18 protein-coding genes are annotated in these 21,935 nt (G+C 68.5%); 13 read left to right on the plus strand and 5 right to left on the minus strand.

The window, feature by feature from the left end; translation table 11 throughout:
* Window positions 1–33 precede the first annotated feature (33 nt).
* Both carB and greA read left to right on the plus strand, forming a co-directional pair.
* Entirely contained in the window at window positions 34–3,279 is a 3,246-nt protein-coding gene (gene carB / locus IGS68_RS00245; protein WP_201076396.1) for a carbamoyl-phosphate synthase large subunit, read from the plus strand.
* 71 nt (window positions 3,280–3,350) lie between these two features.
* Window positions 3,351–3,824 (plus strand): transcription elongation factor GreA, encoded by a 474-nt coding sequence (gene greA, locus IGS68_RS00250; protein WP_158043374.1) that lies wholly within the window; start codon window positions 3,351–3,353, stop codon window positions 3,822–3,824.
* 126 nt (window positions 3,825–3,950) lie between these two features.
* On the opposite strand, the gene IGS68_RS00255 is transcribed toward greA, so the two are convergent.
* Window positions 3,951–4,469: an Lrp/AsnC family transcriptional regulator gene (locus tag IGS68_RS00255; protein ID WP_201076398.1), complete on the minus strand. Its 519-nt coding sequence runs from the start codon at window positions 4,467–4,469 to the stop codon at window positions 3,951–3,953.
* Between the two features lie 155 nt (window positions 4,470–4,624).
* Here IGS68_RS00255 and IGS68_RS00260 point away from each other — a divergent pair, with 155 nt between their 5' ends.
* From IGS68_RS00260 to IGS68_RS00270, 3 genes are all read left to right on the plus strand, one after another.
* A complete protein-coding gene (locus IGS68_RS00260; RefSeq protein WP_247881107.1) occupies window positions 4,625–5,617 on the plus strand; it encodes a mitochondrial fission ELM1 family protein in 993 nt (330 codons plus the stop codon).
* Window positions 5,618–5,700: 83 nt separating this feature from the next.
* Window positions 5,701–6,714 carry a thioredoxin-disulfide reductase gene (gene trxB, locus IGS68_RS00265; protein WP_201076400.1) on the plus strand — a complete coding sequence of 338 codons (1,014 nt, stop codon included), beginning with the start codon at window positions 5,701–5,703 and terminating at the stop codon, window positions 6,712–6,714.
* A 209-nt stretch (window positions 6,715–6,923) separates the two neighbouring features.
* Entirely contained in the window at window positions 6,924–7,814 is an 891-nt protein-coding gene (locus IGS68_RS00270) for a LysR family transcriptional regulator (RefSeq protein WP_201076402.1), read from the plus strand.
* A 263-nt stretch (window positions 7,815–8,077) separates the two neighbouring features.
* Here the strand turns inward: IGS68_RS00270 and IGS68_RS00275 are convergent, their stop codons facing one another.
* Complete coding sequence (locus IGS68_RS00275) at window positions 8,078–8,557, minus strand: cache domain-containing protein (RefSeq protein WP_201076404.1); 480 nt, start codon at window positions 8,555–8,557, stop codon at window positions 8,078–8,080.
* Window positions 8,558–8,885: 328 nt separating this feature from the next.
* Between IGS68_RS00275 and IGS68_RS00280 the strand changes: the two genes are divergently transcribed.
* From IGS68_RS00280 to msrP, 5 genes are all read left to right on the plus strand, one after another.
* On the plus strand, window positions 8,886–10,931 hold the full coding sequence (locus IGS68_RS00280; RefSeq protein ID WP_201076405.1) for an elongation factor G: 2,046 nt from the start codon (window positions 8,886–8,888) through the stop codon (window positions 10,929–10,931).
* Between the two features lie 262 nt (window positions 10,932–11,193).
* The gene (locus IGS68_RS00285) at window positions 11,194–11,700 is read left to right on the plus strand and encodes a Dps family protein (RefSeq protein ID WP_247881108.1); all 507 of its coding nucleotides are present in this window, start codon (window positions 11,194–11,196) and stop codon (window positions 11,698–11,700) included.
* A 69-nt stretch (window positions 11,701–11,769) separates the two neighbouring features.
* Window positions 11,770–12,051, plus strand: a complete 282-nt coding sequence (locus IGS68_RS00290) for a hypothetical protein (RefSeq protein ID WP_201076407.1) — start codon at window positions 11,770–11,772, stop codon at window positions 12,049–12,051.
* A 190-nt stretch (window positions 12,052–12,241) separates the two neighbouring features.
* Window positions 12,242–12,712, plus strand: coding sequence for a Dps family protein (locus IGS68_RS00295; RefSeq protein WP_158043402.1), 471 nt, complete (start codon window positions 12,242–12,244; stop codon window positions 12,710–12,712).
* 135 nt (window positions 12,713–12,847) lie between these two features.
* The gene (msrP, locus tag IGS68_RS00300) at window positions 12,848–13,828 is read left to right on the plus strand and encodes a protein-methionine-sulfoxide reductase catalytic subunit MsrP (RefSeq protein WP_201076409.1); all 981 of its coding nucleotides are present in this window, start codon (window positions 12,848–12,850) and stop codon (window positions 13,826–13,828) included.
* 13 nt (window positions 13,829–13,841) lie between these two features.
* Here the strand turns inward: msrP and IGS68_RS00305 are convergent, their stop codons facing one another.
* Genes IGS68_RS00305 through IGS68_RS00315 form a run of 3 tightly spaced genes read right to left on the minus strand, consistent with a single transcriptional unit; the run spans window position 13,842 to window position 18,134 of the window.
* Window positions 13,842–14,243, minus strand: coding sequence for a hypothetical protein (locus IGS68_RS00305; protein ID WP_201076411.1), 402 nt, complete (start codon window positions 14,241–14,243; stop codon window positions 13,842–13,844).
* Window positions 14,240–14,626 carry a response regulator gene (locus IGS68_RS00310; RefSeq protein ID WP_201076421.1) on the minus strand — a complete coding sequence of 129 codons (387 nt, stop codon included), beginning with the start codon at window positions 14,624–14,626 and terminating at the stop codon, window positions 14,240–14,242. The genes IGS68_RS00305 and IGS68_RS00310 overlap by 4 nt, the downstream gene beginning before the upstream one ends.
* Before the next feature lie 13 nt (window positions 14,627–14,639).
* Complete coding sequence (locus IGS68_RS00315) at window positions 14,640–18,134, minus strand: ATP-binding protein (RefSeq protein WP_201076424.1); 3,495 nt, start codon at window positions 18,132–18,134, stop codon at window positions 14,640–14,642.
* Between the two features lie 161 nt (window positions 18,135–18,295).
* On the opposite strand from IGS68_RS00315, the gene IGS68_RS00320 reads away from it, so the two are divergent.
* The 3 genes from IGS68_RS00320 to IGS68_RS00330 all read left to right on the plus strand — a co-directional run bounded on the left by IGS68_RS00320 (window position 18,296) and on the right by IGS68_RS00330 (window position 21,916).
* Complete coding sequence (locus tag IGS68_RS00320) at window positions 18,296–19,732, plus strand: amidase (RefSeq protein ID WP_201076430.1); 1,437 nt, start codon at window positions 18,296–18,298, stop codon at window positions 19,730–19,732.
* A 64-nt stretch (window positions 19,733–19,796) separates the two neighbouring features.
* Window positions 19,797–20,576 (plus strand): SDR family oxidoreductase, encoded by a 780-nt coding sequence (locus tag IGS68_RS00325; protein WP_201076432.1) that lies wholly within the window; start codon window positions 19,797–19,799, stop codon window positions 20,574–20,576.
* A 461-nt stretch (window positions 20,577–21,037) separates the two neighbouring features.
* Window positions 21,038–21,916: a tetratricopeptide repeat protein gene (locus IGS68_RS00330; RefSeq protein ID WP_201076434.1), complete on the plus strand. Its 879-nt coding sequence runs from the start codon at window positions 21,038–21,040 to the stop codon at window positions 21,914–21,916.
* Window positions 21,917–21,935 lie beyond the last annotated feature (19 nt).

Raw genomic sequence — 21,935 nt, forward strand, 5'->3', positions numbered from 1 at the left:
TGTTGCGCCTGAAGTTACCAGAGCCCGAGCGCCATGCCAAAACGTACCGACATCAAGTCCATCGCCATCATCGGCGCCGGCCCCATCGTCATCGGCCAGGCTTGCGAGTTCGATTATTCCGGCGTCCAGGCCTGCAAGGCCCTGCGCGCCGAAGGGTACCGGGTCATCCTGGTGAACTCCAACCCGGCCACCATCATGACCGACCCCAACCTGGCCGACGCGACCTATATCGAGCCGATCACGCCGGCCACGGTCGCCAAGATCCTGGAGAAGGAGCGGCCGGACGCGCTGCTGCCGACCATGGGCGGCCAGACCGCGCTGAACACCGCGATAGCCCTGGACGACGACGGCACGCTGGCGCGCCTGGGCATCGAGATGATCGGCGCCAACAAGCAGGTGATCGCCAAGGCCGAGGACCGGCTGCTGTTCCGCGACGCCATGGACAAGATCGGGTTGGAAAGCCCGCGCAGCCGCATGGTCCGCTCCTTCGACGAGGCGCTTGAAGCGCTGGCCGAGACCGGCCTGCCCGCGATCATCCGCCCCAGCTTCACGCTGGCCGGCACCGGCGGCGGCATCGCCTACAACAGGGCCGAGTTCGAGGAGATCGTGCGCGGCGGCCTGCGCGCGTCGCCCACCCGCGAGGTGCTGATCGAGGAGTCGGTGCTGGGCTGGAAGGAATACGAGATGGAGGTCGTGCGCGACGGCGCCGACAACTGCATCATCGTCTGCGCCATCGAGAACATCGACCCGATGGGCGTCCATACCGGCGACAGCATCACCGTGGCGCCGGCGCTGACGCTGACCGACAAGGAATACCAGATCATGCGCAACGCCTCGATCGCGGTGCTGCGCGAGATCGGGGTCGATACCGGCGGGTCGAACGTGCAGTTCGCCGTCAACCCGGCCGACGGCCGCATGGTCGTGATCGAGATGAACCCGCGCGTCAGCCGCTCCTCCGCGCTGGCGTCCAAGGCGACCGGCTTCCCGATCGCCAAGGTCGCCGCCAAGTTGGCGGTGGGGTACCGGCTTGACGAGCTGGACAACGACATCACCGGCGTCACGCCCGCCTCGTTCGAGCCGACGATCGACTATGTCGTCACCAAGATGCCGCGCTTCACCTTCGAGAAGTTCCCCGGCACCGAGCCCCTGCTGACCACCTCCATGAAGTCGGTCGGCGAGGCCATGTCGATCGGCCGCACCTTCGCCGAGTCGGTGCAGAAGGCGCTGCGGTCGATGGAGACCGGCCTGACCGGCTTCAACGAGGTGCTGATCGGCGACGGCAATCCCGACCCTCTGACCGTCCGGGCGGCGCTGAGCCGTCCGACGCCGGACCGGCTGCTGGTGATCGCCCAGGCGTTCCGGCACGGCCTGAGCGTCGACGAGGTCCAGGCCGCCTGCAAGTACGATCCCTGGTTCCTGGAGCAGATCCAGGCGATCGTCGCGGCGGAGACCGCCGTCCGCACCGGCGGCTTGCCCGCCGACCGGCAGGGTTGGCTGCGCCTCAAGCAGGCCGGCTTCAGCGATGCCCGGCTGGCCGAGCTGGTCGGCACCGCCGAGGCGGAGGTCGCGGCGGCGCGCCGCGCGCAGGGCGTCACGCCGGTCTACAAGCGGATCGACACCTGCGCTGCGGAGTTCGCTTCCCAGACGCCCTACATGTACTCGACATACGAGGCCGACGGCTTCGGCGGCGCCGAGTGCGAGGCCGAGCCGTCGGACCGCAGGAAGGTGATCATCCTGGGCGGCGGCCCCAACCGCATCGGCCAGGGCATCGAGTTCGACTATTGCTGCGTCCACGCCGCCTACGCGCTGCACGAGGCCGGGCACGAGACCATCATGGTCAACTGCAACCCGGAGACGGTATCGACCGACTACGACACCTCCGACCGGCTCTATTTCGAGCCGCTGACCGCCGAGGACGTGATCGAGCTGGTCCGGGTCGAGCAGAGCCGGGGCGAGGTGCTGGGCGTGATCGTCCAGTTCGGCGGCCAGACGCCGCTGAAGCTGGCGCGCGACCTGGAAGCCGCCGGCATCCCCATCCTGGGCACTTCGCCCGACGCGATCGACCTGGCGGAGGATCGCGAGCGGTTCCAGCAGCTGCTGCACAGGCTGGGCCTGCACCAGCCGGCCAACGGCCTCGCCCGCTCCCTGGAGGAGGCTGAGGAGGTGGCCGCCCGGATCGGCTTCCCCGTGGTGATCCGGCCCAGCTACGTGCTGGGCGGCCGCGCCATGGAGATCGTCCACGACATGGCGGGCCTGAAGCGCTACATGGGCTCCGCCGTCAAGGTCTCGGGCAAGAACCCGGTGCTGATCGACAGCTACCTGCAGGACGCCATCGAGGTGGACGTGGACGCCGTCCGCGACGGCACCCGGGTCTATGTCGCCGGCATCATGGAGCATATCGAGGAGGCCGGCATCCACTCCGGCGACAGCGCCTGCGCGCTGCCGCCCTATTCGCTGCCGTCCGACGTGGTCGCCGACATCTCCCGGCAAGCCGGCATGCTGGCGGAGGCGCTGGACGTGATCGGGCTGATGAACGTGCAGTTCGCGGTCAAGGGCACCCAGGTCTACATCCTGGAGGTCAACCCGCGGGCCAGCCGCACGGTGCCCTTCGTCGCCAAGGCGACCGGCACGCCGATCGCCAAGATCGCGGCGCGGGTCATGGCCGGCGAGAAGCTGGACGCGTTCGACCTCAAGGGACCCAATCCGCCGCACACCGCGGTGAAGGAGGCGGTCTTCCCGTTCGCCCGCTTCCCCAACGTGGACATCATCCTGGGGCCGGAGATGAAGTCGACCGGCGAGGTCATGGGGCTGGACAAGGATTTCAGCCGCGCCTTCGCGAAGGCCCAGTCCGGCGCCGGAGTCGTCCTGCCGCTGTCGGGCGGGGTCTTCATCTCGGTCAAGGACCACGACAAGGCGGCGATGGTGCCGATCGCGGCCAAGCTTCGCGAGATGGGCTTCTCCCTGCTCGCCACGGCGGGAACCGCGAAGGCGTTCGGCGAGGCCGGGATCCCGGTGACCCGGGTCAACAAGGTGCTCGAAGGGCAACCGCACATCGTCGATGCAATGATCAACGGCGACGTGCAATTGGTTTTCAACACGACCGACGGCGCGCAGGCCATGTCCGACAGCTTCAGCTTGCGCCGGACCGCACTCGTCAATAACATTCCCTATTACACGACCGTCGCGGGGGCGCGGGCTGCCGTCGAGGCTATCTCGGCGCTTCGGAGTGGTAGCCTTGACGTGGCACCGCTCCAGTCCTACCTGAGCGGGTCGTACTAAGGGGATCGAGGCTCCCGGCGCGGCTGATCTGGCCGCGCCGCAGTCTTCTTCAGCGTCGAGTGGACCGGGAAATGGAAAAAGTTCCAATGACGGCGGCGGGCTACAACCGCCTCCAAGAGGAGTTAAGGCACCTGAAAACGATCGAGCGGCCGGCGGTCATCAAGGCCATCGCGGAAGCGCGGGAGCACGGCGATCTTTCCGAGAACGCCGAGTACCATGCGGCGCGCGAGCGGCAGAGCTTCATCGAAGGGCGGGTGCTCGAACTGGAGGACAAGATCAGCCGCGCGGAGGTGATCGACGTCTCGAAGCTTTCGGGTGACGCCGTCAAGTTCGGCGCGACGATCACGGTCGCCGACGAGGACACCGACGAGGAGACCACGTATCAGATCGTGGGCCAGGACGAGAGCGACATCAAGCAGGGCCTGCTGTCGGTCAGCTCCCCGCTGGCGCGGGCGCTGATCAACAAGACCGTGGGCGACATGGTCGAGGTGCCGACCCCCGGCGGCTCGAAGAGCTACGAGGTCGTGAAGGTCGAGTTCCGCTGAGGCGCCTCGACGCCTGACGCTCGACTGCCACGCCACGGACTGCCATGAAAAAATGCGGGCGAAAGCCCGCATTTTCTTTTTGCGGCATCTTCTTTTCCGGGGTTCCGGCAGGCGGCGCTCCCGCCCCTATTCCTCCTCCTCCAGTTCCTCCTCGTCCGGCAGGTCGCCGATCTCGGTGTCGATGGGAACGCCCGGCAGGGCCTTGGAGGTGCGGATCGCCAGCGCCGACTTGACGTGGCTGACGTTGGGCGCGCTGGTCAGCTTGGTGGTGAGGAAGCGCTGGTAGGAGTCCCAGTCCTCCGCCACGATCTTCAGCAGGAAGTCCGTCTCGCCCGCGAGCATGTTGCACTCGCGCACCAGCGGCCAGCTATTGACCAACTCCTCGAATTTCTTTAGGTCCGCTTCGGCTTGGCTGGTCAGCCCCACGTGGGCGAAGACGGTCACGCCGTAACCGAGGGCTTCGGGGTTGATGTCGGCATGGTAGCCACGAATGAATCCGGCCTCTTCCAGGGCGCGGACGCGCCGAAGGCAGGGCGGCGCCGAGATGCCCGCGCGCCGCGCGAGCTCGACGTTGGTCATGCGACCGTCGGCTTGAAGGTCGCGCAGGATGCGCCGGTCAATCCGGTCGAGTTTGACTCGCCGCATGGTCTTCTCTTGTAGCCCCTCGGGATGAATTGGAAAGGATATTACACAGAGCACTGGTTTACGCCAAGACAGAGCCGTCTTACAAGTGCGAAACTTTATAATAGGCGGATTGTGCTATCGACGCCCCCGGTCAGCAACCACGAAGGCCCGTGATCGTGCAAAATCTCACCTGCTGGGTCGTCACCGACGGCAAGGCCGGCATGGAAAACCAGTGCATCGGACTGGCCGAGGCGGTGGGGCTTCCGCCCATCGTCAAGCGCGTGACCCTGCGCAGCCCCTGGCGCCAGCTCAGCCCCTTCTTCCGGCTGGGGCCGAGGCATTCGACCGCGCCCGGCAGCGACGCGCTGGAGCCGCCGTGGCCCGACCTGCTGATCACGTCGGGCCGCGCCGGCGTCACGCCGGCCCTGGGCGTGCGCCGGGCCAGCAGGGGCAAGACCTTCGCGGTCCATATCCAGGACCCCCAGATCCCGCCCCGCCTGCTCGACCTGGTGGTGGTGCCGCAGCACGACAAGCTGCGCGGCCCCAACGTGATCACCACGCGCGGCGCGCTTCACATGGTCACGCCGGCCAAGCTGGCCGATGCGGCGGCCCGGATGGGGCCGGCCTACGGGCATCTGCCCCATCCGCGCATCGCGGTACTGATCGGCGGGACCAACAAGCTGTTCCGCATGACCCCGGTGATCATGGGCGACGTGGCGGAGAAGCTGGCCAACCTCGCCAAGTGCCACGGCGCCGGGCTGCTGGTGACGCCGTCGCGCCGGACCGGCGCCGACAACGAGGCGATCCTACGCGCCCGCATGGCCGACGTGCCGTCGGTCGTCTGGGACGGGCAGGGCGAGAACCCGTATTTCGCGTTCCTGGCCCTGGCCGACGTGATCGTCGTGACCAGCGACAGCGTGTCCATGGTGTCGGAGGCCTGCTCGACCGGCAAGCCGGTCTACATCATCGAGCTGGACGGCGGCTCGCCCAAGTTCCAGACCTTCCACCAGGCCCTGAAGGATGCCGGCATCATCCGGACCTTCACCGGCGAGCTGGACCACTGGACCTACAGGCCGCTCGACGACACCGCCATGGTCGGCGCCGAGATCCGCCGCCGGATCGAGGCGCGGACCGGCCAGCGGATCGAGCCTCCGCAGCCCGCCGGTTGACGCTGAAGCGGCGTCGGCCCATGTTCACACCGATCATGTTCAGCCGGATACAGCGAACCCATTCCAGCCGAGGCCAGCAGCCTATGCCCGCTCACCATCATTCCAAGGTCCTGATCATCGGCGCCGGCCCGGCCGGCTACACCGCCGCGATCTATGCCGCCCGCGCCAACCTGAAGCCGATCCTGGTGCAGGGGCTCCAGCCGGGCGGCCAGCTGACGATCACGACCGACGTGGAGAACTATCCCGGGTTCGCCGACGTCATCCAGGGACCCTGGCTGATGGAGCAGATGCAGCGCCAGGCCGAGCATGTCGGGACCGAGATGTTCTTCGACGTGATCACCGAGGTCGACTTCACCCAGCGCCCGTTCCGGGCCAAGGCCGACAGCGGCGACCTCTTCACCGGCGACACCGTGATCATCGCGACCGGCGCCCAGGCGCGCTGGCTGGGGCTGGAGAGCGAGCGCACCTTCGCCGGAGCCGGCGTCTCCGCCTGCGCCACCTGCGACGGATTCTTCTTCCGCGGCAAGGAGATAGCGCTGGTCGGCGGCGGCAACACCGCGGTCGAGGAGGCGCTGTACCTGACCAACCACGCCTCCAAGGTCACCGTGATCCACCGGCGCGACTCGTTCCGCGCGGAGAAGATCATGCAGGAGCGGCTGTTCCGCAATCCCAAGATCCAGGTGGTCTGGGACACCGTGGTGGACGAGATCCTGGGCGAGGGCGGCGACGACCGGCCCAAGGCGGTGACGGGGCTGAAGCTGCGCAACGTCAAGACCGGCGACGTCTCGACCCTGCCGGTCGAGGGCGTGTTCATCGCGATCGGCCATGATCCGGCGACCAAGGTCTTCCAGGGCAAGGTCAACACCGATCCGGAAGGCTATATCCTGACCGCCCCGGATTCGACCGCAACCAACGTGCCCGGCGTGTTCGCCGCCGGCGACGTCAAGGACAAGGTCTACCGCCAGGCGGTGACGGCGGCCGGCATGGGCTGCATGGCGGCGCTGGAGGCGGAGAAGTTCCTGGCCCAGTCCGAGGGATCGCCCGAGGAGGCGCTCCGCGAGGCGACGACCACCCAGATGATCGGCGCCTGGGACTGAATTCGCCGCCTGGGACAGCCGCCGCTCGGGTTTCCGGGGCCGGACTCCGGCATTTTCGCGGCGGCTGCCCGTTATTCGTGCTCTTTCGATCCTAACGACCGTGGCCTTGATGTACGTCGCGGTATATCATCGTACGGTCTGCGCATTCCGCGGACCAAGATGACGCGACGGTCGGACATCATTCCGCCCGCCGATGAACGGGACGTTTCATGGACTGGGATAAGCTTCGGGTCTTTCACGCCGTGGCCGAAGCCGGCAGCTTCACTCATGCCGGCGAAAGCCTGAATTTAAGTCAATCCGCGGTCAGCCGCCAGATCAGCGCGCTCGAGGAAAGCCTGAACGTGCCGCTGTTCCATCGGCACGCCCGCGGGCTGATCCTGACCGAGCAGGGCGACCTGCTCTACCAGACCGCGCGCGACGTCTTCGCCAAGCTGTCGATGACCGAGGCGATGCTGACGGAGAGCCGCGAGCACCCCAAGGGTCCGCTGAAGATCACCACCACGGTGGCCTTCGGGACGACCTGGCTGACCCCGCGCGCCCGCGAGTTCCTGCAGATCTACCCGGAGATCCAGCTCACCCTCCTCCTGGACGACACCGAGCTCGACCTGGGCATGCGCGAGGCGGACATCGCGATCCGCATGACCTCGCCGCGCCAGCCCGACCTGATCCAGCGTCACCTGATGACGATACGGTTCCATGTCTACGGCCATGTCAGCTATCTCAAGCGGAAGGGCGTGCCCAAGACGGTCCAGGACTTGGACAACCACGACCTGATCGCCTACCCCTCGGACATGCGGGCGCCCATCACCAACATCAACTGGCTGCTGGACGCCGGCGATCCGCCCCAGGGGACCCGCAGTCCCATCATGCGCGTCAACAATGTATACGCGATCTTCAAGGCGGTGGAGAGCGGTCTGGGCATGGCCGCCCTGCCGGATTACATGGTCGAGGGCAGCCGCGACATCGTGCGTGTGCTGCCCGAGCTGAACGGCCCCACGGTCGAGACCTATTTCGTCTATGCCGAGGAACTGCGCCATTCCAAGCGCATCGCCGTGTTCCGTGACTTCCTGGTGCGCAAAGTGGCGGAGACGACGTTCTGAACAGATCGTTGCATATCAAAGCCATGCGGAGGTTGCATGGGCGCTTCCTTGAATTATGCATGGAATTCGGGCAGCGGATGACCAAATAATCATCCGGCGGTGTTGCGATGCAATATCCGCTGTTTCGCTCCGGATCTCGGTCCGGGGTTGGGTCTTCGGACCCGCGTCTCCCAGACGTGAAGCCTCCCTGTTCAACTCGCCCGCAAGTCATTCGATTTGCGGGCGTTCTTTTTGGCCGGGACGCGCACCTTCCGTCGGCGGATTTATTCGTAGATGCCGATATAGGCCACCAGATCCTTGCCCGGGACCCGCTTCACGAAGGAGGTCTTGGGTTCGATGCGGTTGGAAACCGGGTTGAGCCAGCGATAGCTGACCCAGCCGTGGCCGCTTTCCTGCGCGACCTTCAGGATGTCCTTGACCATGAAGCGGCCGTCGGCGTCCTTCAGGTTGACCACGTTCTGGCCGACTCCGGCCGGGCGGGGAGGGTAGGCCAGCCATGTGCCGGTGAAATCGATCACGTTGACATAGATCTCCCCGAAGCGGAATTCGCCGGCCCGGTTGAAGGCCTCGCGAGCGGCTTCGATCCCCTGGGACTCGATCAGCGCGGCGGCCTTCAGCGTCAGCGCCTCCACCTCGTCGCGAGTCGGCTTGCCGGGATCCGCGCCGGCAACGCCCGTCAGCATCAGGAGGATGGCCCCGACCAGGGCGATCCTGCCGCTCCATCCCGCGATGAGCAAGCGCATGATTATTCCCCCGGTCGGGTTGGCTTATGTCGCGAGTACAGCTATCGATATCAAAGGCGGGGCTGTCAACGGGGATAAGTGCCGCAGCCCGCCGGCAAGAATAGACAGAACATTTGGTATAGTTTGCAAAAGACATCGCCGGCGCGCGGGACTGTCGCATCACTTCGGCGGTGCAGCATGCTCTTTTTCGTGGACAGCCATCGGCGGCGGGAGGACGATCGGTCGTACCGATACGCTAGCGGGTCGACGACGTCCACGGCCGTCGTTCCAAGACAGGCCGAGCCCGCGGACGCCCCCGATCCGTCAAAACGGTAGTGGGAGGTTCCGAATGCCAAGCACCAGAATTGCGGGGCCACGTTGCGCCGCCCTCGTCGGCCCCTATCTCAGCGGCAAGACCACCTTGATGGAAAGCCTGCTGTTCGCCGCGGGCGCCGTCACCCGCAAAGGCAGCGTCAAGGACGGCAATACCGTGGGCGACAGCGCGCCGGAAGCGCGCGCCCGCAAGATGAGCGTCGAGGTCGGGCTGGCCAGCGCGGACTATCTCGGCGAGCGCTGGACGTTCCTCGACTGCCCCGGCTCGGTCGAGCTGTCCGCGGAGGGCCAGTCGGCCCTGATGGTCGCGGACGTCGCGGTCGTCGTGTGCGAGCCGACGGCGGACAAGGCGCCGATGCTGGCCCCCCTGTTCAAGTTCCTCGACGACAACGGCATCCCGCACATGCTGTTCGTCAACAAGGTGGATTCCATGGGCACCCAGGACGTCCGGGTGCGCGACCTGATGCAGGCGCTCCAGGCCGCCTCGACCCGCCCGCTGGTGCTCCGCCAGGTGCCGATCCGCGAGGGCGACACGGTCACCGGCTGCGTCGACCTGGTCAGCGAACGGGCCTACCACTACAACCCCCACGCCCCTTCCAACCTGGTCCAGGTGCCCGACACGGTGCGCGAGCGCGAGCAGGCGGCCCGGCAGGAACTGCTGGAAGCGCTGGCCGATTTCGACGACAGCCTGCTGGAGCAGCTCCTGGAGGACGTGGCGCCGGACAAGGAGGAGGTCTACCGGCAACTCGCCAAGGACCTGGCGTCCGACCTGATCGTCCCGGTCTTCATCGGCTCGGCGGAGAACGACAACGGAGTCCGGCGCCTGCTGAAGGCGCTGCGCCACGAGACGCCCGAGGCCGCCGCCACGGCGGCCCGGCTGGAGATCCCCCTGGCGGCGGGCGCGGTGGCGCAGGTCTTCAAGACCTACCACGCGCCGCACGCCGGCAAGCTCAGCTTCTCCAGGGTCTGGAAGGGCGAGGTCACCGACGGCATGACCCTCGGCGGCGACCGGGTCAGCGGCATCTACCGCATGCACGGGCACGAGCAGCACAAGCAGCCGGCGGCGGCAACCGGCGAAGTCGTGGCGTTCGGCCGCATGGATCATGTGACGACCGGCGACGTGCTCGACGACCAGGGCGGCCGGATCCGGACGCCGCTGTGGCCGGCGCCGCCGTCGCCGGTCTATTCCGCCGCGATCTCGGCCGAGCAGCGCAACGACGAGGTCAAGCTGAGCGCGGCCTTGGCCAAGCTGACCGAGGAGGATCCGTCCTTGTCGGTCAACCAGAACGCCGATACCGGCGAGATCGTGCTCTGGGGCCAGGGCGACATCCATCTCCAGCTCGCCATGGACCGCCTGCGCAGCAAGTACAACCTGCCGGTCCGTTCGCGGGCGCCGCAGGTGGCCTACCGGGAGACGATCCGCAAGGGAACGGCTCAGCATGCCCGCTTCAAGCGGCAGACCGGCGGCCACGGCCAGTTCGCCGACGTGCATGTGGAAGTCAGGCCGCTGCCGCGCGGCGGCGGGTTCGTGTTCGACGAGAAGGTGGTCGGCGGCGTGGTGCCGCGCCAGTTCATCCCGGCGGTGGAGGCCGGCGTGAGGGAATACCTGGCGCAGGGGCCGCTGGGCTTCCCGGTGGTCGACGTCGCGGTGACCCTGACCGGCGGCCAGTTCCACGCCGTGGACAGCAGCGAGCAGGCCTTCAAGACGGTCGGCCGCATGGCCATGACCGAGGCGATGCCGAAATGCGATCCCGTGCTGCTGGAGCCGATCCTGCAGGTGACCATCGCCGCTCCGACGGAGTTCACGCCCAAGGTGCAGCGGCTGATCACCGGCCGCCGGGGCCAGATCCTGGGCTTCGATGGGCGCGCCGGCTGGGACGGCTGGGACGAGGTCAAGGCACTCATGCCGGAGGCGGAACTGCGCGACCTGATCGTCGAGCTCCGCTCGTTGACCCTTGGGCTGGGCATCTTCACCGCCAGCTTCGACCATCTGGCGGAACTGACCGGGCGGTTGGCCGACCGGGCGGTCGAGATGCGCCAGTCGCTGGTGGCGGCGCAGTGACGGAACGGCGGGTCCTGCTCCCGGCAAAGGAGTTGGACCGCCCGGATCCCGCTCGGAAGACGGTGTCCGGACACCGCATGGCTGCGTCAAATGTGCAGGGTCACGGCACCTTTTACCCATTTTCTCGTTGAAGCAGGGAATCCCGCCTGCCCCGGTCCCGTCGCGGCGAATGAGCCGCGACGGGGTTGACTTGGCCGAGCAGCGGTCAAGTTTGGATTGGCAGGGTGGACAAGTGAATCCACGATGTTTCAAGGAGAAGACCATGGCGTTCGAAAGTACGACCGCGCAGTCCCATGAACCGATGGCTGTCCATACCGGCATTCCCGAAGACAAGCGGAAAGCGCTTTCCGACGGCTTGGCGAAGGTGCTGGCGGATACCTATACGCTGCTGGGCAAGACCCATGGCTTTCACTGGAACGTCACCGGCGCCCAGTTTCACAGCCTCCACGAGATGTTCGAGACGCAGTATACGGACCTGACCACCGCGGTCGACGAGATCGCCGAGCGCATCCGTGCCCTGGGCTATTTCGCGCCGGGCAGCCTCAGCCAGATCCTGAAGCTGAGCACGATCGAGGACGAGCACGGCGTGCCGGACTCGCGCGGCATGCTGGAGCAGCTGGTGCGCGACAACGAGACCGTCACCCAGGCCTGCCGCGCCGTCGTCCAGATCTGCGACGAGGCCAACGACACCGTCACCGAGGACCTGATGAACCATCGCATGGACGCCCATGAAAAGGCGGCCTGGATGCTTCGTTCGTCCATGAGCTGATCGGGCGAGCCGACCCCCACCCCCGCCGGCGGCATTCGACCGCCGGCGGCCGAAGGAACAGACGAATCGATGCCGTTCTTCGTTCTGGAACCCGTGCTCCCCCTGGCCCGCAAATGGGAGCATTACCGCAAGACCCGCCGGCTGATCATCCGCGCGCCGGACGAGGCGGGAGCGCGCAAGGTCGCGGCCGACCAGGCCGAGCTGGCGGGACGCGAAGGAATGCACCTCCTGCTGCCCGAAGCCGACGAGGACGAGACCCTGGCGAACCCCTGGCTCGACCCCGAGACGGCGGCCTGCACGGCGCTCGACCCGGACGGACCGCCCGAAGTGCTGAGCACCCAGGTCGACTGACGGCTTTGCAATGCGCCGAAATGCAGCAGGCCGCGCCGGATGGTGCAGCGGCTGGATCGTTGCGCCATGCGTTCAGCGCATGCCACGAAGTTTGGAACGATTCTAAAAAGACTGTTTGCCGGCTCGCGGCCGAAGCCCCACATCTGTGATACGGATCAGGTTCCGATCCGGTTTTCCAGGGGGACGAATAATGCAGATCGATATTGGCATCGCCGAGAACGACCGTCGCGAGATCGCCGAGGGCCTGTCCCGGCTGCTGGCCGACACCTACACGCTCTATCTGAAGACCCACAGCTTCCACTGGAACGTGACCGGGCCGATGTTCAACACGCTGCATCTCATGTTCGAGACGCAGTACAACGAGCTGGCCCTGGCGGTCGACCTGATCGCCGAGCGCATCCGCGCCCTGGGCTTCCCGGCTCCCGGCAGCTACGCCCAGTACTCGGCCCTGACCTCGATCCAGGAGGCGACCGACGTGCCCAAGGCGGAGGAGATGATCCGCCAGCTGGTCGCCGGCCAGGAAGCGGTGGTGCGCACCGCGCGGTCGGTCTTCCCGGCCGCCGAGAAGGTCGGCGACGAGCCGACGGCCGACCTGCTGACCCAGCGCATGCAGCTCCACGAGAAGACCGCCTGGATGCTGCGCAGCATGCTGGAAGGCTGAGGTCCGTCGGGGTCCCGGTGATCGCGCGTCACGGCGCGATCACCCGAACTTGATTTGCACGCGCACCGCTCCAAGGTCAAATCTGCACGCGACGGGTTTGCGGACCCGAACGCAGATTGCCGAGGAAGGAATGCCATGCTGATCCGATCCAGACGGGGGTGGGAGCTGCCGGACTCGGCGGCGACACCCGAAGACGTCTTCCTCAGCCGGCGCAGCCTGCTGAAGGCCGCCGTGGCCGCGCCGGCCATCGCGGCGGCCGGTTCGATCCCGGGCGGTCCGGCGTTCGGCCAGACGGAGGTCGCGGCGGACGATCCGACCGCCGGCCTCTACCCGGTGCCGCGCAACGAACGCTTCACGCTGGATCGCGCGATCACCGACCCGGCGGAATCCACCACCTACACCAATTTCTACGAGTTCGGCTCCCAGAAGAACATCTGGCGGGCGGCGCAGAAGCTGAAGCTGCGTCCCTGGACCGTGACGTTCGACGGCATGGTCGAGCAGGAGCAGACCGTCGACATCGACGCCCTGCTGAAGCGGATGCCGCTGGAGGAACGCCTCTACCGCCACCGCTGCGTCGAGGCCTGGTCGATGGCGGTGCCCTGGAGCGGTTTTCCCATGAAGGCCCTGGTCGATTTCGCCCGGCCGCTCGGCTCCGCGAAGTATGTGGTGATGCGGACCTTCCAGGACCCCGGCATGGCGAGCGGGCAGCGCCAGTTCTGGTATCCCTGGCCCTATGTCGAGGGACTGACCCTGGCCGAGGCGACCAACGAGCTGGCCTTCATGGTGACCGGCATGTACGGCAAGCCGGTGCCCAAGCAGAACGGCGCGCCGTTGCGACTCGCGGTGCCTTGGAAATACGGGTTCAAGTCGATCAAGTCGATCGTCAGCTTCACCTTCACCGACCAGCGCCCGGTCAGCTTCTGGGAGCAGATCCAGGCCGCCGAGTACGGCTTCTGGGCCAACGTCAATCCGGAGGTGCCCCATCCCCGCTGGAGCCAGGCCAGGGAGCGGGTGCTGGGCACGGGCGAGATGGTGCCGACCCGACTCTACAACGGGTACGGCGAGTACGTCGCGGATCTCTACAAGGACCTGGAGGGCGAGCGGCTGTACGTCTGAGCGGGGGGCGCCGTCACTCGGACCCGGTTTCGACGCGGACCGCGTCCAGGCAGGCCAGGATGGCGTCGCTGTCCTCGGCCATCGCCTCGGCGGCGCGCGCGGCCGGTCCGTTCGGCTCCAGCCCGTTGTCGGGAGCGCCCTCGACCAGCAGCTGGGCACCGCCCTTGATCGCGTTCAGGCAATTGCGGATGGCGTGACGGTGCGGCCGGCTCAGCAGGTCGTTCGGGGTGCCGGTGCCGGTCAGCTCCCGAAGCGACTCGATCGAGACCGTGATGTAGCCCAGCATCTTCACGTCGTCCTCGTCGGTGATCGACGGTCCGGCCTCCGTCACCCGGGCGCCGTGGGCGGCGATGCTTCCGGTCAGCCGCCGCAGTTCGCCATGGGCCGCCTCGACGCCGAGCGGAACGCCGCTCATGACCCGTTCACCGCGGGAAAGCGGGCCAGCAGCGACTCGATCTTCGCCAGCAGTCGGTCGATGTCGACAGGCTTGGTCTCGAACTCGTCGCAGCCGGCCGCCATGGCGCGCTCCCGGTCCTCCGTCATGGCGTGCGCGGTCAGGGCCATCACCGGGATCGCGGCGGTCGCCGGATCGGCCTTGATGGTCCGGGTCGCCTGCCACCCGTCCATCACCGGCAGGCTCATGTCCATCAGGACGAGGTCGGGATGCTCGCGGATCGTCGTCTCCACCCCGGCGGCACCGTCCACCGCCACGATCACCCGGAACCCGCGTCGCGTCAGGCGCCGCGACAGCATGTCGCGGTTCAGGTCGTTGTCCTCGACGATCAGGATACAAGTCAATCGACGCCCCCCGTCACGGTCCCGCAAGATCGGCAAGTTCGCGGTCGGCCTGCTCCCCGACGATCAGCCGGCGGATCGTCCTGACCAGATCGTCCCGTTCATATGCACCTTTACGTAACACACGATCAACCTGCCCGTCCATTCGGACGGCCTGCTCCTCGTCCAGGTCCAGCGCGGTCACGACGACGATCGGGATGCCGTTCAGGCGGCCGTCGCCGCGCATCACCTCCAGCACCTGGAAGCCATCCGGGGCCGGCATCCCGAGGTCCAGGACCACGACCAGCGGCCGGCCTGTCTGCATCCCGTCGAGCGCCGCCAGCCCGTCCTCGGCCTCGGCGACGGTGAAGCCGGCGCGTTCCAGGGTCCGGCGCAGCACGTCGCGGGCGACGGCATCGTCGTCGACCACCAGCACGTCGCAGGCGCTGGAGCCGGTGACTTCCGCCGAGGGCATCGCGGCGCCGGTGGAGGCGACGCGGCGGATCGCCTCGGCGACGGCGTCGGCGGAAGCGGGCTTGGCCAGGCACTCGGCGGCGTCGGCCAGCAGGTTGAACGGGATCGGTTCCGAGCCCGACGGAACCAGCAGGATCTGAGGCGGGCAGGCCATGCCGAATTCCCCGAGCAGGTTTTCCGGCAGCGACCGGCCGTCGCGGCAGCGCAGTTCCGCGTCCAGGACCAGGATGTCCGGCCGCAAGGCGCGGGCCATCCGCAGCCCCTCGGTCCCGCCGAAGGCGTGGAGCACCATCAGCGTGCCGGCCGAGGGATCGGCGGCCCGCAGGCGTTCCACCGCTGCGTCCACCCCGTCGTGCAGGGCCGGGTCGTCGTCGATCATCAGCACGCGGACGGACCGTCCGGGCGCCGCCGGGGACGGTCCGGCGATCGCCGCGGCATCCGGCCGGGACTCCGCGGCCGCTGGCGCCGCCGGTGAGAGAATTTCCGCCGGCAGGGTGATGGTGAAGGTGCTGCCCTTGCCCGGCTCGCTCGACACGTTGATCCGGGCGCCCAGCATGTCGGCGAAATGCCGGCTGATCACCAGCCCCAGCCCGGTCCCGCCGTAGCGCCGCGTGGTCGAGGCGTCGGCCTGGGTGAAGCGGCGGAACAGCCGGCTCAGCTGCTCCGGCGTCATGCCGATACCGGTATCGCTGACCGCGAACTCCACGGCGGGGGCCGGCGTGCGGATGGTACGGGCGGCGATGCGGATGACCCCGCCGGAGGTGAACTTGCAGGCGTTCCCCACCAGGTTCAGCAGCATCTGCCGAAGCTTGGTCTGGTCGGACAGGATGATCCCCAGGAGGGGGCCGGCTTCGACCTCGATCCGGTTGCCGTTGGCGTCCGCGAGGGGAGTCGAGATCGCCCGGACCTCCTCGACCAGCCGGTCGGCGTCGAACGGGGCGATGTCGACCGACATGCGGCCGGCCTCGATCTTGGACAGGTCCAGGATGTCGTTGATCAGGGACAGCAGGTGCTTGCCGCTGGATCGGATCTTCTCCAGGTCGGGAACGTAGGACTGGTCGCCCCGGTCCTCGGCATCCTCGGCCAGCATCTCGGCATAGCCGATGATCGCGTTCAGCGGGGTGCGCAACTCGTGGCTCATGTTGGCCAGGAACTCCGACTTGCTGCGGTCGGCCGCCTCTGCCTGCTCCTTGGCGCGGCGCAGCGTGTCGGCGGCGCGCTGGGCCTCGGTCACGTCGAAGAAGGTGCCGACCATGCCGGCCTCCGCGCCGTCCGCCCCGCGGAAGGCGGCCTCGCCGACCATCACCGTGCGGTCCTCGCCCTCCGCCGCGTCGTGCAGCACCGCCTCGTACTGGCGGGTCCGGCCCCCGTCCGGGTCCTCCTCCGGTCCGCCGTCCCGGCCGGCTCCCGAGGCGTCGCGGGCGAACTGAGCCGCCGCCGCCCCGAACAGGTCGGCCGGGGTCCGTCCCGCCACGCCGTCGCGCGGCACCCCGGCGAAGGCGGCGAAATGGCCGTTGCAGCCGATATAGCGCCCGGACGGATCGAGCATGAACAGGGGTACCGGCACGGTGTCGAGCATGGTCGCCAGCAGGCGGTTGCGCGCCTCCAGCGCGCCCGTGGTCGCGGCGATCGCCTGCCGGTGTTCGGCCAGCCGGTGCCCCATCGCCACGATGCGGCCGGCGGTCCGTTCCAGCTCCAGGATGCCGAAGCGGGGCGCCTGCTCCAGGTCCTGGCCGGCGCCTATCCGGTCGGTGATCGCGTCGACCTCCGCCAGCGGGCGGGAGATCGCCCGGCTCATGCCCTGGGCGCGCCGGTACAGCATGGCGAAGAAGCCGGCATAGAACAGGGTCACCGCCGCGATCAGCATCAGGCCGATACGGTCGAACCGGTCCTTCAGCGCCGTCGCGTCGGCGAAGATGCTGCTCTCCGGCGCCAGCACCAGCAGCCTCCAGCCGGTCTCGCCGATGGTCGCCCAGGAAGCCAGGCGCGAACCGCCGCCTTCCCCGCCCAGGGCGAGGGTGCCGGCTCCGGAGCCCGAGGCTCCGACCAGGGCCGCGAGTGGGGCCAGGTCCGGCCGCCGGAAGATGTTGAAGTCGTCCGGCTTGAAGGTGTCGGCCATGATGGCCTTGTCGTAGTGGTGCTCGGTCAGTTCGGTCAGCCCGAAATCGCGCTCGGCGGCGGGCGGCACGGCCAGGAGCACCCCGTCGCGGTTGAGCAGGACCGCGTAGCCGTCCCAGGGCAGTTGCAGCCCGGCGATCCGTTCGACGAACCGGCCCACCGTGACGTCCACGCCGACCACGCCTTCCAGCACGCCGTCCGCATAGGCCGGCGCTATGGCCGACGCCATCCAGCCGCTGCCCGCCGGATCGACATAGACGTCCGTCCAGACCGTCCGGCGGTCCGGATTATGGGCGGCGTCCGCCTCGTAGTAGAAGTTGAAGGACGGAATGTCCATCAGCTCGGCATATTGGCCGGAGACGTCGAAATACGGGTAGATCCGGTTGAGGCTGTCCCGGGTGTTGAGATAGGCCTGGGCGATCAGCGGATTGGTCTGCTGCAGGTTCTTCAGGAACGGGTCGAGCTGCGACAGCCGGAGCGCCTTCGCCCGCTCCGCCTCGCCCACCGGCACGATGCCGCTGTAGAAGGCCGCACCCAGGCCGATGTCGCGAATGGTGTACCAGGAGCCCTGCGGACCGTAGGCGTAGCGTTCGACCTCCTCGGGCGGGGCCTGCCAGGGCGTGCGGTAAGCCAGCTCCGCCTGGCGGGCGAGCAGGGAGGTCGCGGAGCTGATCCCGGCCAGGGTCGCGTTCAGCGTCTCCGCCTCCTGGCGGGCGGTGCGGGTCAGCTGGTCGCGGGCGACCGCGCGCATCGCCTCCAGGTTCTCGTCCCGGATCAGGGCGTTGGAGAACAGGTAGATCCCGATCAGCGCCAGCTCGACGAACAGCAGCGGTATCAGCGCGGTGCGCAGGTAGGAGCGCCAGATCCAGCCCAGCAGCGACTGCGGTGCGGCTTTCGCCTCCCCGGCGGAGGGCGCCGGGGTCTGGCCGGAATGGGACATGTCGGTGATCCTGACCGCGGAACGCGACTGAAAAGGCTAATACGAAAGATCCGGAGCGCCAATTTCACCAAATTGCCGGGACTTCGCAAGGCGTGATTGATAGACAGCGTAGTAAGGGCACGCGAACCGGCCCCGGGGGCCGGCAGAAAAGAGGAAACGTGATGACTTCCCAGGACCTGTGCGATCTCGACGCCGTCACCCTCCGCCGGATGATCGGGCGCAAGGAGATATCCCCGCGCGAGCTGGTGGACGCCTGCATCAGCCGAATCGAGGCCGTGGATCCGACCGTGAACGCCCTGGTCAGCCGCTGCTTCGACCGGGCGCGCATGGAGGCCGCCGAGGCCGAGGCGGCCGTCATGGGCGGCGGTCCGCTGGGTCCCCTGCACGGGCTGCCGATCGGCATCAAGGACCTGAGCGACACCGGCGGCGTCCGGACCACCTACGGCTCCCGGCTCTATGCCGACCATGTCCCGGCGGAGGACGAGCGGGTCGTCGCCGCGGTGCGCCGGGCCGGCGCCATCGTGCTGGGCAAGACCAACACGCCGGAATTCGGCACCGGCGCCAATACCCGCAATGCTGTGTTCGGCGCGACCCGCAACCCGTTCGACCCCGCCCGCACCTGCGGCGGCTCGTCCGGCGGCTCCGCGGTGGCGCTGGCCTGCGGCATGGTCCCGCTCGCCACCGGCTCCGACCATGGCGGCAGCCTGCGCACGCCGGCCGCCTTCTGCGGCATCACCGGCTACCGCCCGTCGCCCGGCATGGTCCCCAGCGAGCGCCGGGGCATCGCCTGGTCGCCGTCCTCGGTGGACGGCCCCATGGGCAGGACCGTCGCCGACGCCGCCCTGCTGATGTCGGCCATGGCCGGCACCGACCCGCGCGACCCGCTGCCCGGCTGCGCCGATCCGTCTTCCTTCCTGACCCTGCCGGAGGTGGACACGGCGTCCCTGCGCGTCGCGGTGTCGGAGGACCTGGGCTTCGCCCCGGTGGACGACGGCATCCGGGCGACCTTCCGGGCCGCGGTCGCGCGGATGTCCGGCGCGTTCGGCGCGGTGGCGGAGGAGGGGCCCGACCTCGCCGGGATCGACACCGTGTTCGAGATCCTGCGCTCGGTCATCTTCGTCGGGTCCCACCGGGAAAAGTTCGAGAAGCACCGCGACGCCCTGGCGCCCAACGTGGTCGCCAACATGGAATCGGCCCTCAAGCTCGACATTCGCGACGTCGCCTGGGCCATGTCCGAGCAGACCCGGTATTTCAGCCGGTTCGTGGCCTTCATGGAGGGGGTCGATGTGCTGATCTGCCCCGCGGTGGCCGTCCCGCCCTTCCCGGTCGAGCAGTGGTATCCGGAAACGATCAACGGGGCGCCGACCCGGAACTACATGCACTGGCTCGCCATCACCTACGGATTGACGGTGCTGAGCCACCCGATCGTCGTGGTGCCTTGCGGGCTGGACGCGACCGGGACGCCGTTCGGCATCCAGATCTGCGGCCGCTACGGCGCCGACCGCGCCGTGCTCGGCGTCGCCCGGGCGATCGAGCGGCTGCTGGCCGGAATTCCCGGGCTGGAGCGGCCGGTGCCGGGCTTGGCAAAGACCCCATAGCTCCGTATGGTTCCTGCGGCCCCCAAGCCTCACGCTGCCGGCCCGAAGCCGCAAGGAGACCTCCATGACGGAAGAGACGCGCGTCGCCCTGGTGACAGGAGCCAGCCGGGGGATCGGCAAGGCCATCGCCACCGCGCTGGCCGAAGCCGGCTTCGACCTGCTGATCACCTCCAGGACGGCGACCGCGCTGGAGACCCTGGCGAGCCACCTGGCCCGCGAGACCGGGCAGCGGATCGAGATCCTGCACGGCGACCTGCGCGAGCCGGAGCTTGCCGAGACGCTGGTCGAGACCGCGGTGGACATGTTCGGCCGGCTCGACCTGCTGGTCAACAATGCCGGGGCGACCAAGCGCGGGCCGTTCCTGGACCTGTCGGAGGACGACTGGCAGGACGGCTTCGCGCTGAAATTCTTCGGCGCGGTCCGGCTGGCGCGCGAATCCTGGCCCCACCTGAAGCGGACCGGCGGGCAGGTGATCAACATCATCGGCTCGGGCGGCCGGACCCCGACGGCGGAGTTCACCATCGGCGGCTCGGTCAATGCCGGCCTGATGAACTTCACCAAGGCGCTCGCCGACCAGGGGCTGGCCGACGGCGTCCGGGTCAACGGCATCAATCCCGGGCCGATCCGGACCGAGCGGCTGGAGACCCGCATCCGCCAGTTCGCGCAGTCCCACGGCATCGACACGGAGGAGGCGGCGAGCCGGATGGTGCAGGCCCAGAAGGTCATGCGGTTCGGCGAGCCCGACGAGATCGCCTCGGTCGTCACGTTCCTGGCGGGGGAGGGCGGCGAGTTCATCCACGGCGCCCTGATCGACGTGGACGGCGGCTCGACCAAGGGCCTCTGAGCCGGCCGGGGAAGGCGCCATGAGGGACCGGCGGGGCGAGCCCCTTTCGACCGACGACCCCGCGGCGGTGGAGCGGCTCGACGCGGCGGTCGCGCTGATGAACGGCTACTTCACCGATCCGCTGGCGGTGATCGATCGGGCGCTGGAGGAGCACCCGGACTTCGTCATGGGCCACTGCTTCCGCGCCGGGCTTCTGCTGATCGCGGCGCAAAAGTCCGTGGAGCCGGAGCTTCGCCGCAGCGTCGAGGCGGCGGAAGCGCTGGCCGCGCGGGCCAACGACCGGGAGCGCGGCCACATCGCCGCAGCGCGGGCCTGGCTGGACGGCGACTTCCACCGCACGCCGGAACTCTACGGGCGGGTGCTGGAGGACCATCCCGGCGACCTGGCGGCCCTCCAGTTCGCCCACCAGTGCCGATTTCTTCGTCGGCGACTCGGCGGCGCTCCGCGACCGGCCCGCCGGGGTGCTGGCGCGGTCCGATCCGGGCCTGCCGGGCCACGGCTACGTGCTGGGCATGCACGCCTTCGGGCTGGAGGAGAACGGCGACTTCGCGGCGGCGGAGGAGACGGGGCGCCGGGCGGTCGGGCTGATCCCGCGGAATCCCTGGGCGATCCACGCCGTCGCCCACGTGATGGAGATGCAGGGCCGCTCCGGCGAGGGCATCGCCTGGATGAGGGATCGCGAGGCGGACTGGGCGCCGGACAACCTGCTGGCGGTCCATAACTGGTGGCACCTGGCGCTCCACCATCTCGACCGCTGCGAGACCGGGGCCGTGCTGGACATCTACGACCGCCATGTCCGGCCCCGGCCGGAGGCGATCGGGCTGGAACTGTCGGACGCGACGGCGCTGCTGTGGCGGCTGCACCTGGCCGGGATCGACGCCGGCGACCGCTGGCGCGAGGTCGCCGACGGGTGGGAGCCGATGGCAGGCGATGGCTACTACGCCTTCAACGACATGCACGCCATGATGGCCTTCGTCGCGGCCGGACGGGATGGCGCCGCCGGCCGGCTGGTCGCGACCCTGACGGCCCGGGCGGCCGGATCCGGCGCCAACGCCGCCATGACCCGGGAGGTCGGCCTGCCGGCCAGCCTGGGATTGCTGGCGTTCGGCCGGGGCGACCATGCCGCCGCGACGGACCTGCTGCTGCCCCTGACGGCGATTTCCCGCCGCCTCGGCGGCAGCGATGCCCAGCGCGACGTCCTGTCATTGACCCTGCTGGAGGCGGCGCAGCGGGCCGGCCGGACGGAGGTGGCGCGTGACTTGGCGGCACGGCGGATCGAACTGAAGCCCCGCAGCCGGTTCAACCGCCTGCTCACGGAAAAACGCCTGAACCTTGGGTGAGCAAGCCCGTTCCCCGGGG

This window comes from Skermanella sp. TT6, from assembly GCF_016653635.2.
Classification (GTDB): Bacteria; Pseudomonadota; Alphaproteobacteria; order Azospirillales; family Azospirillaceae; genus Skermanella; species Skermanella cutis.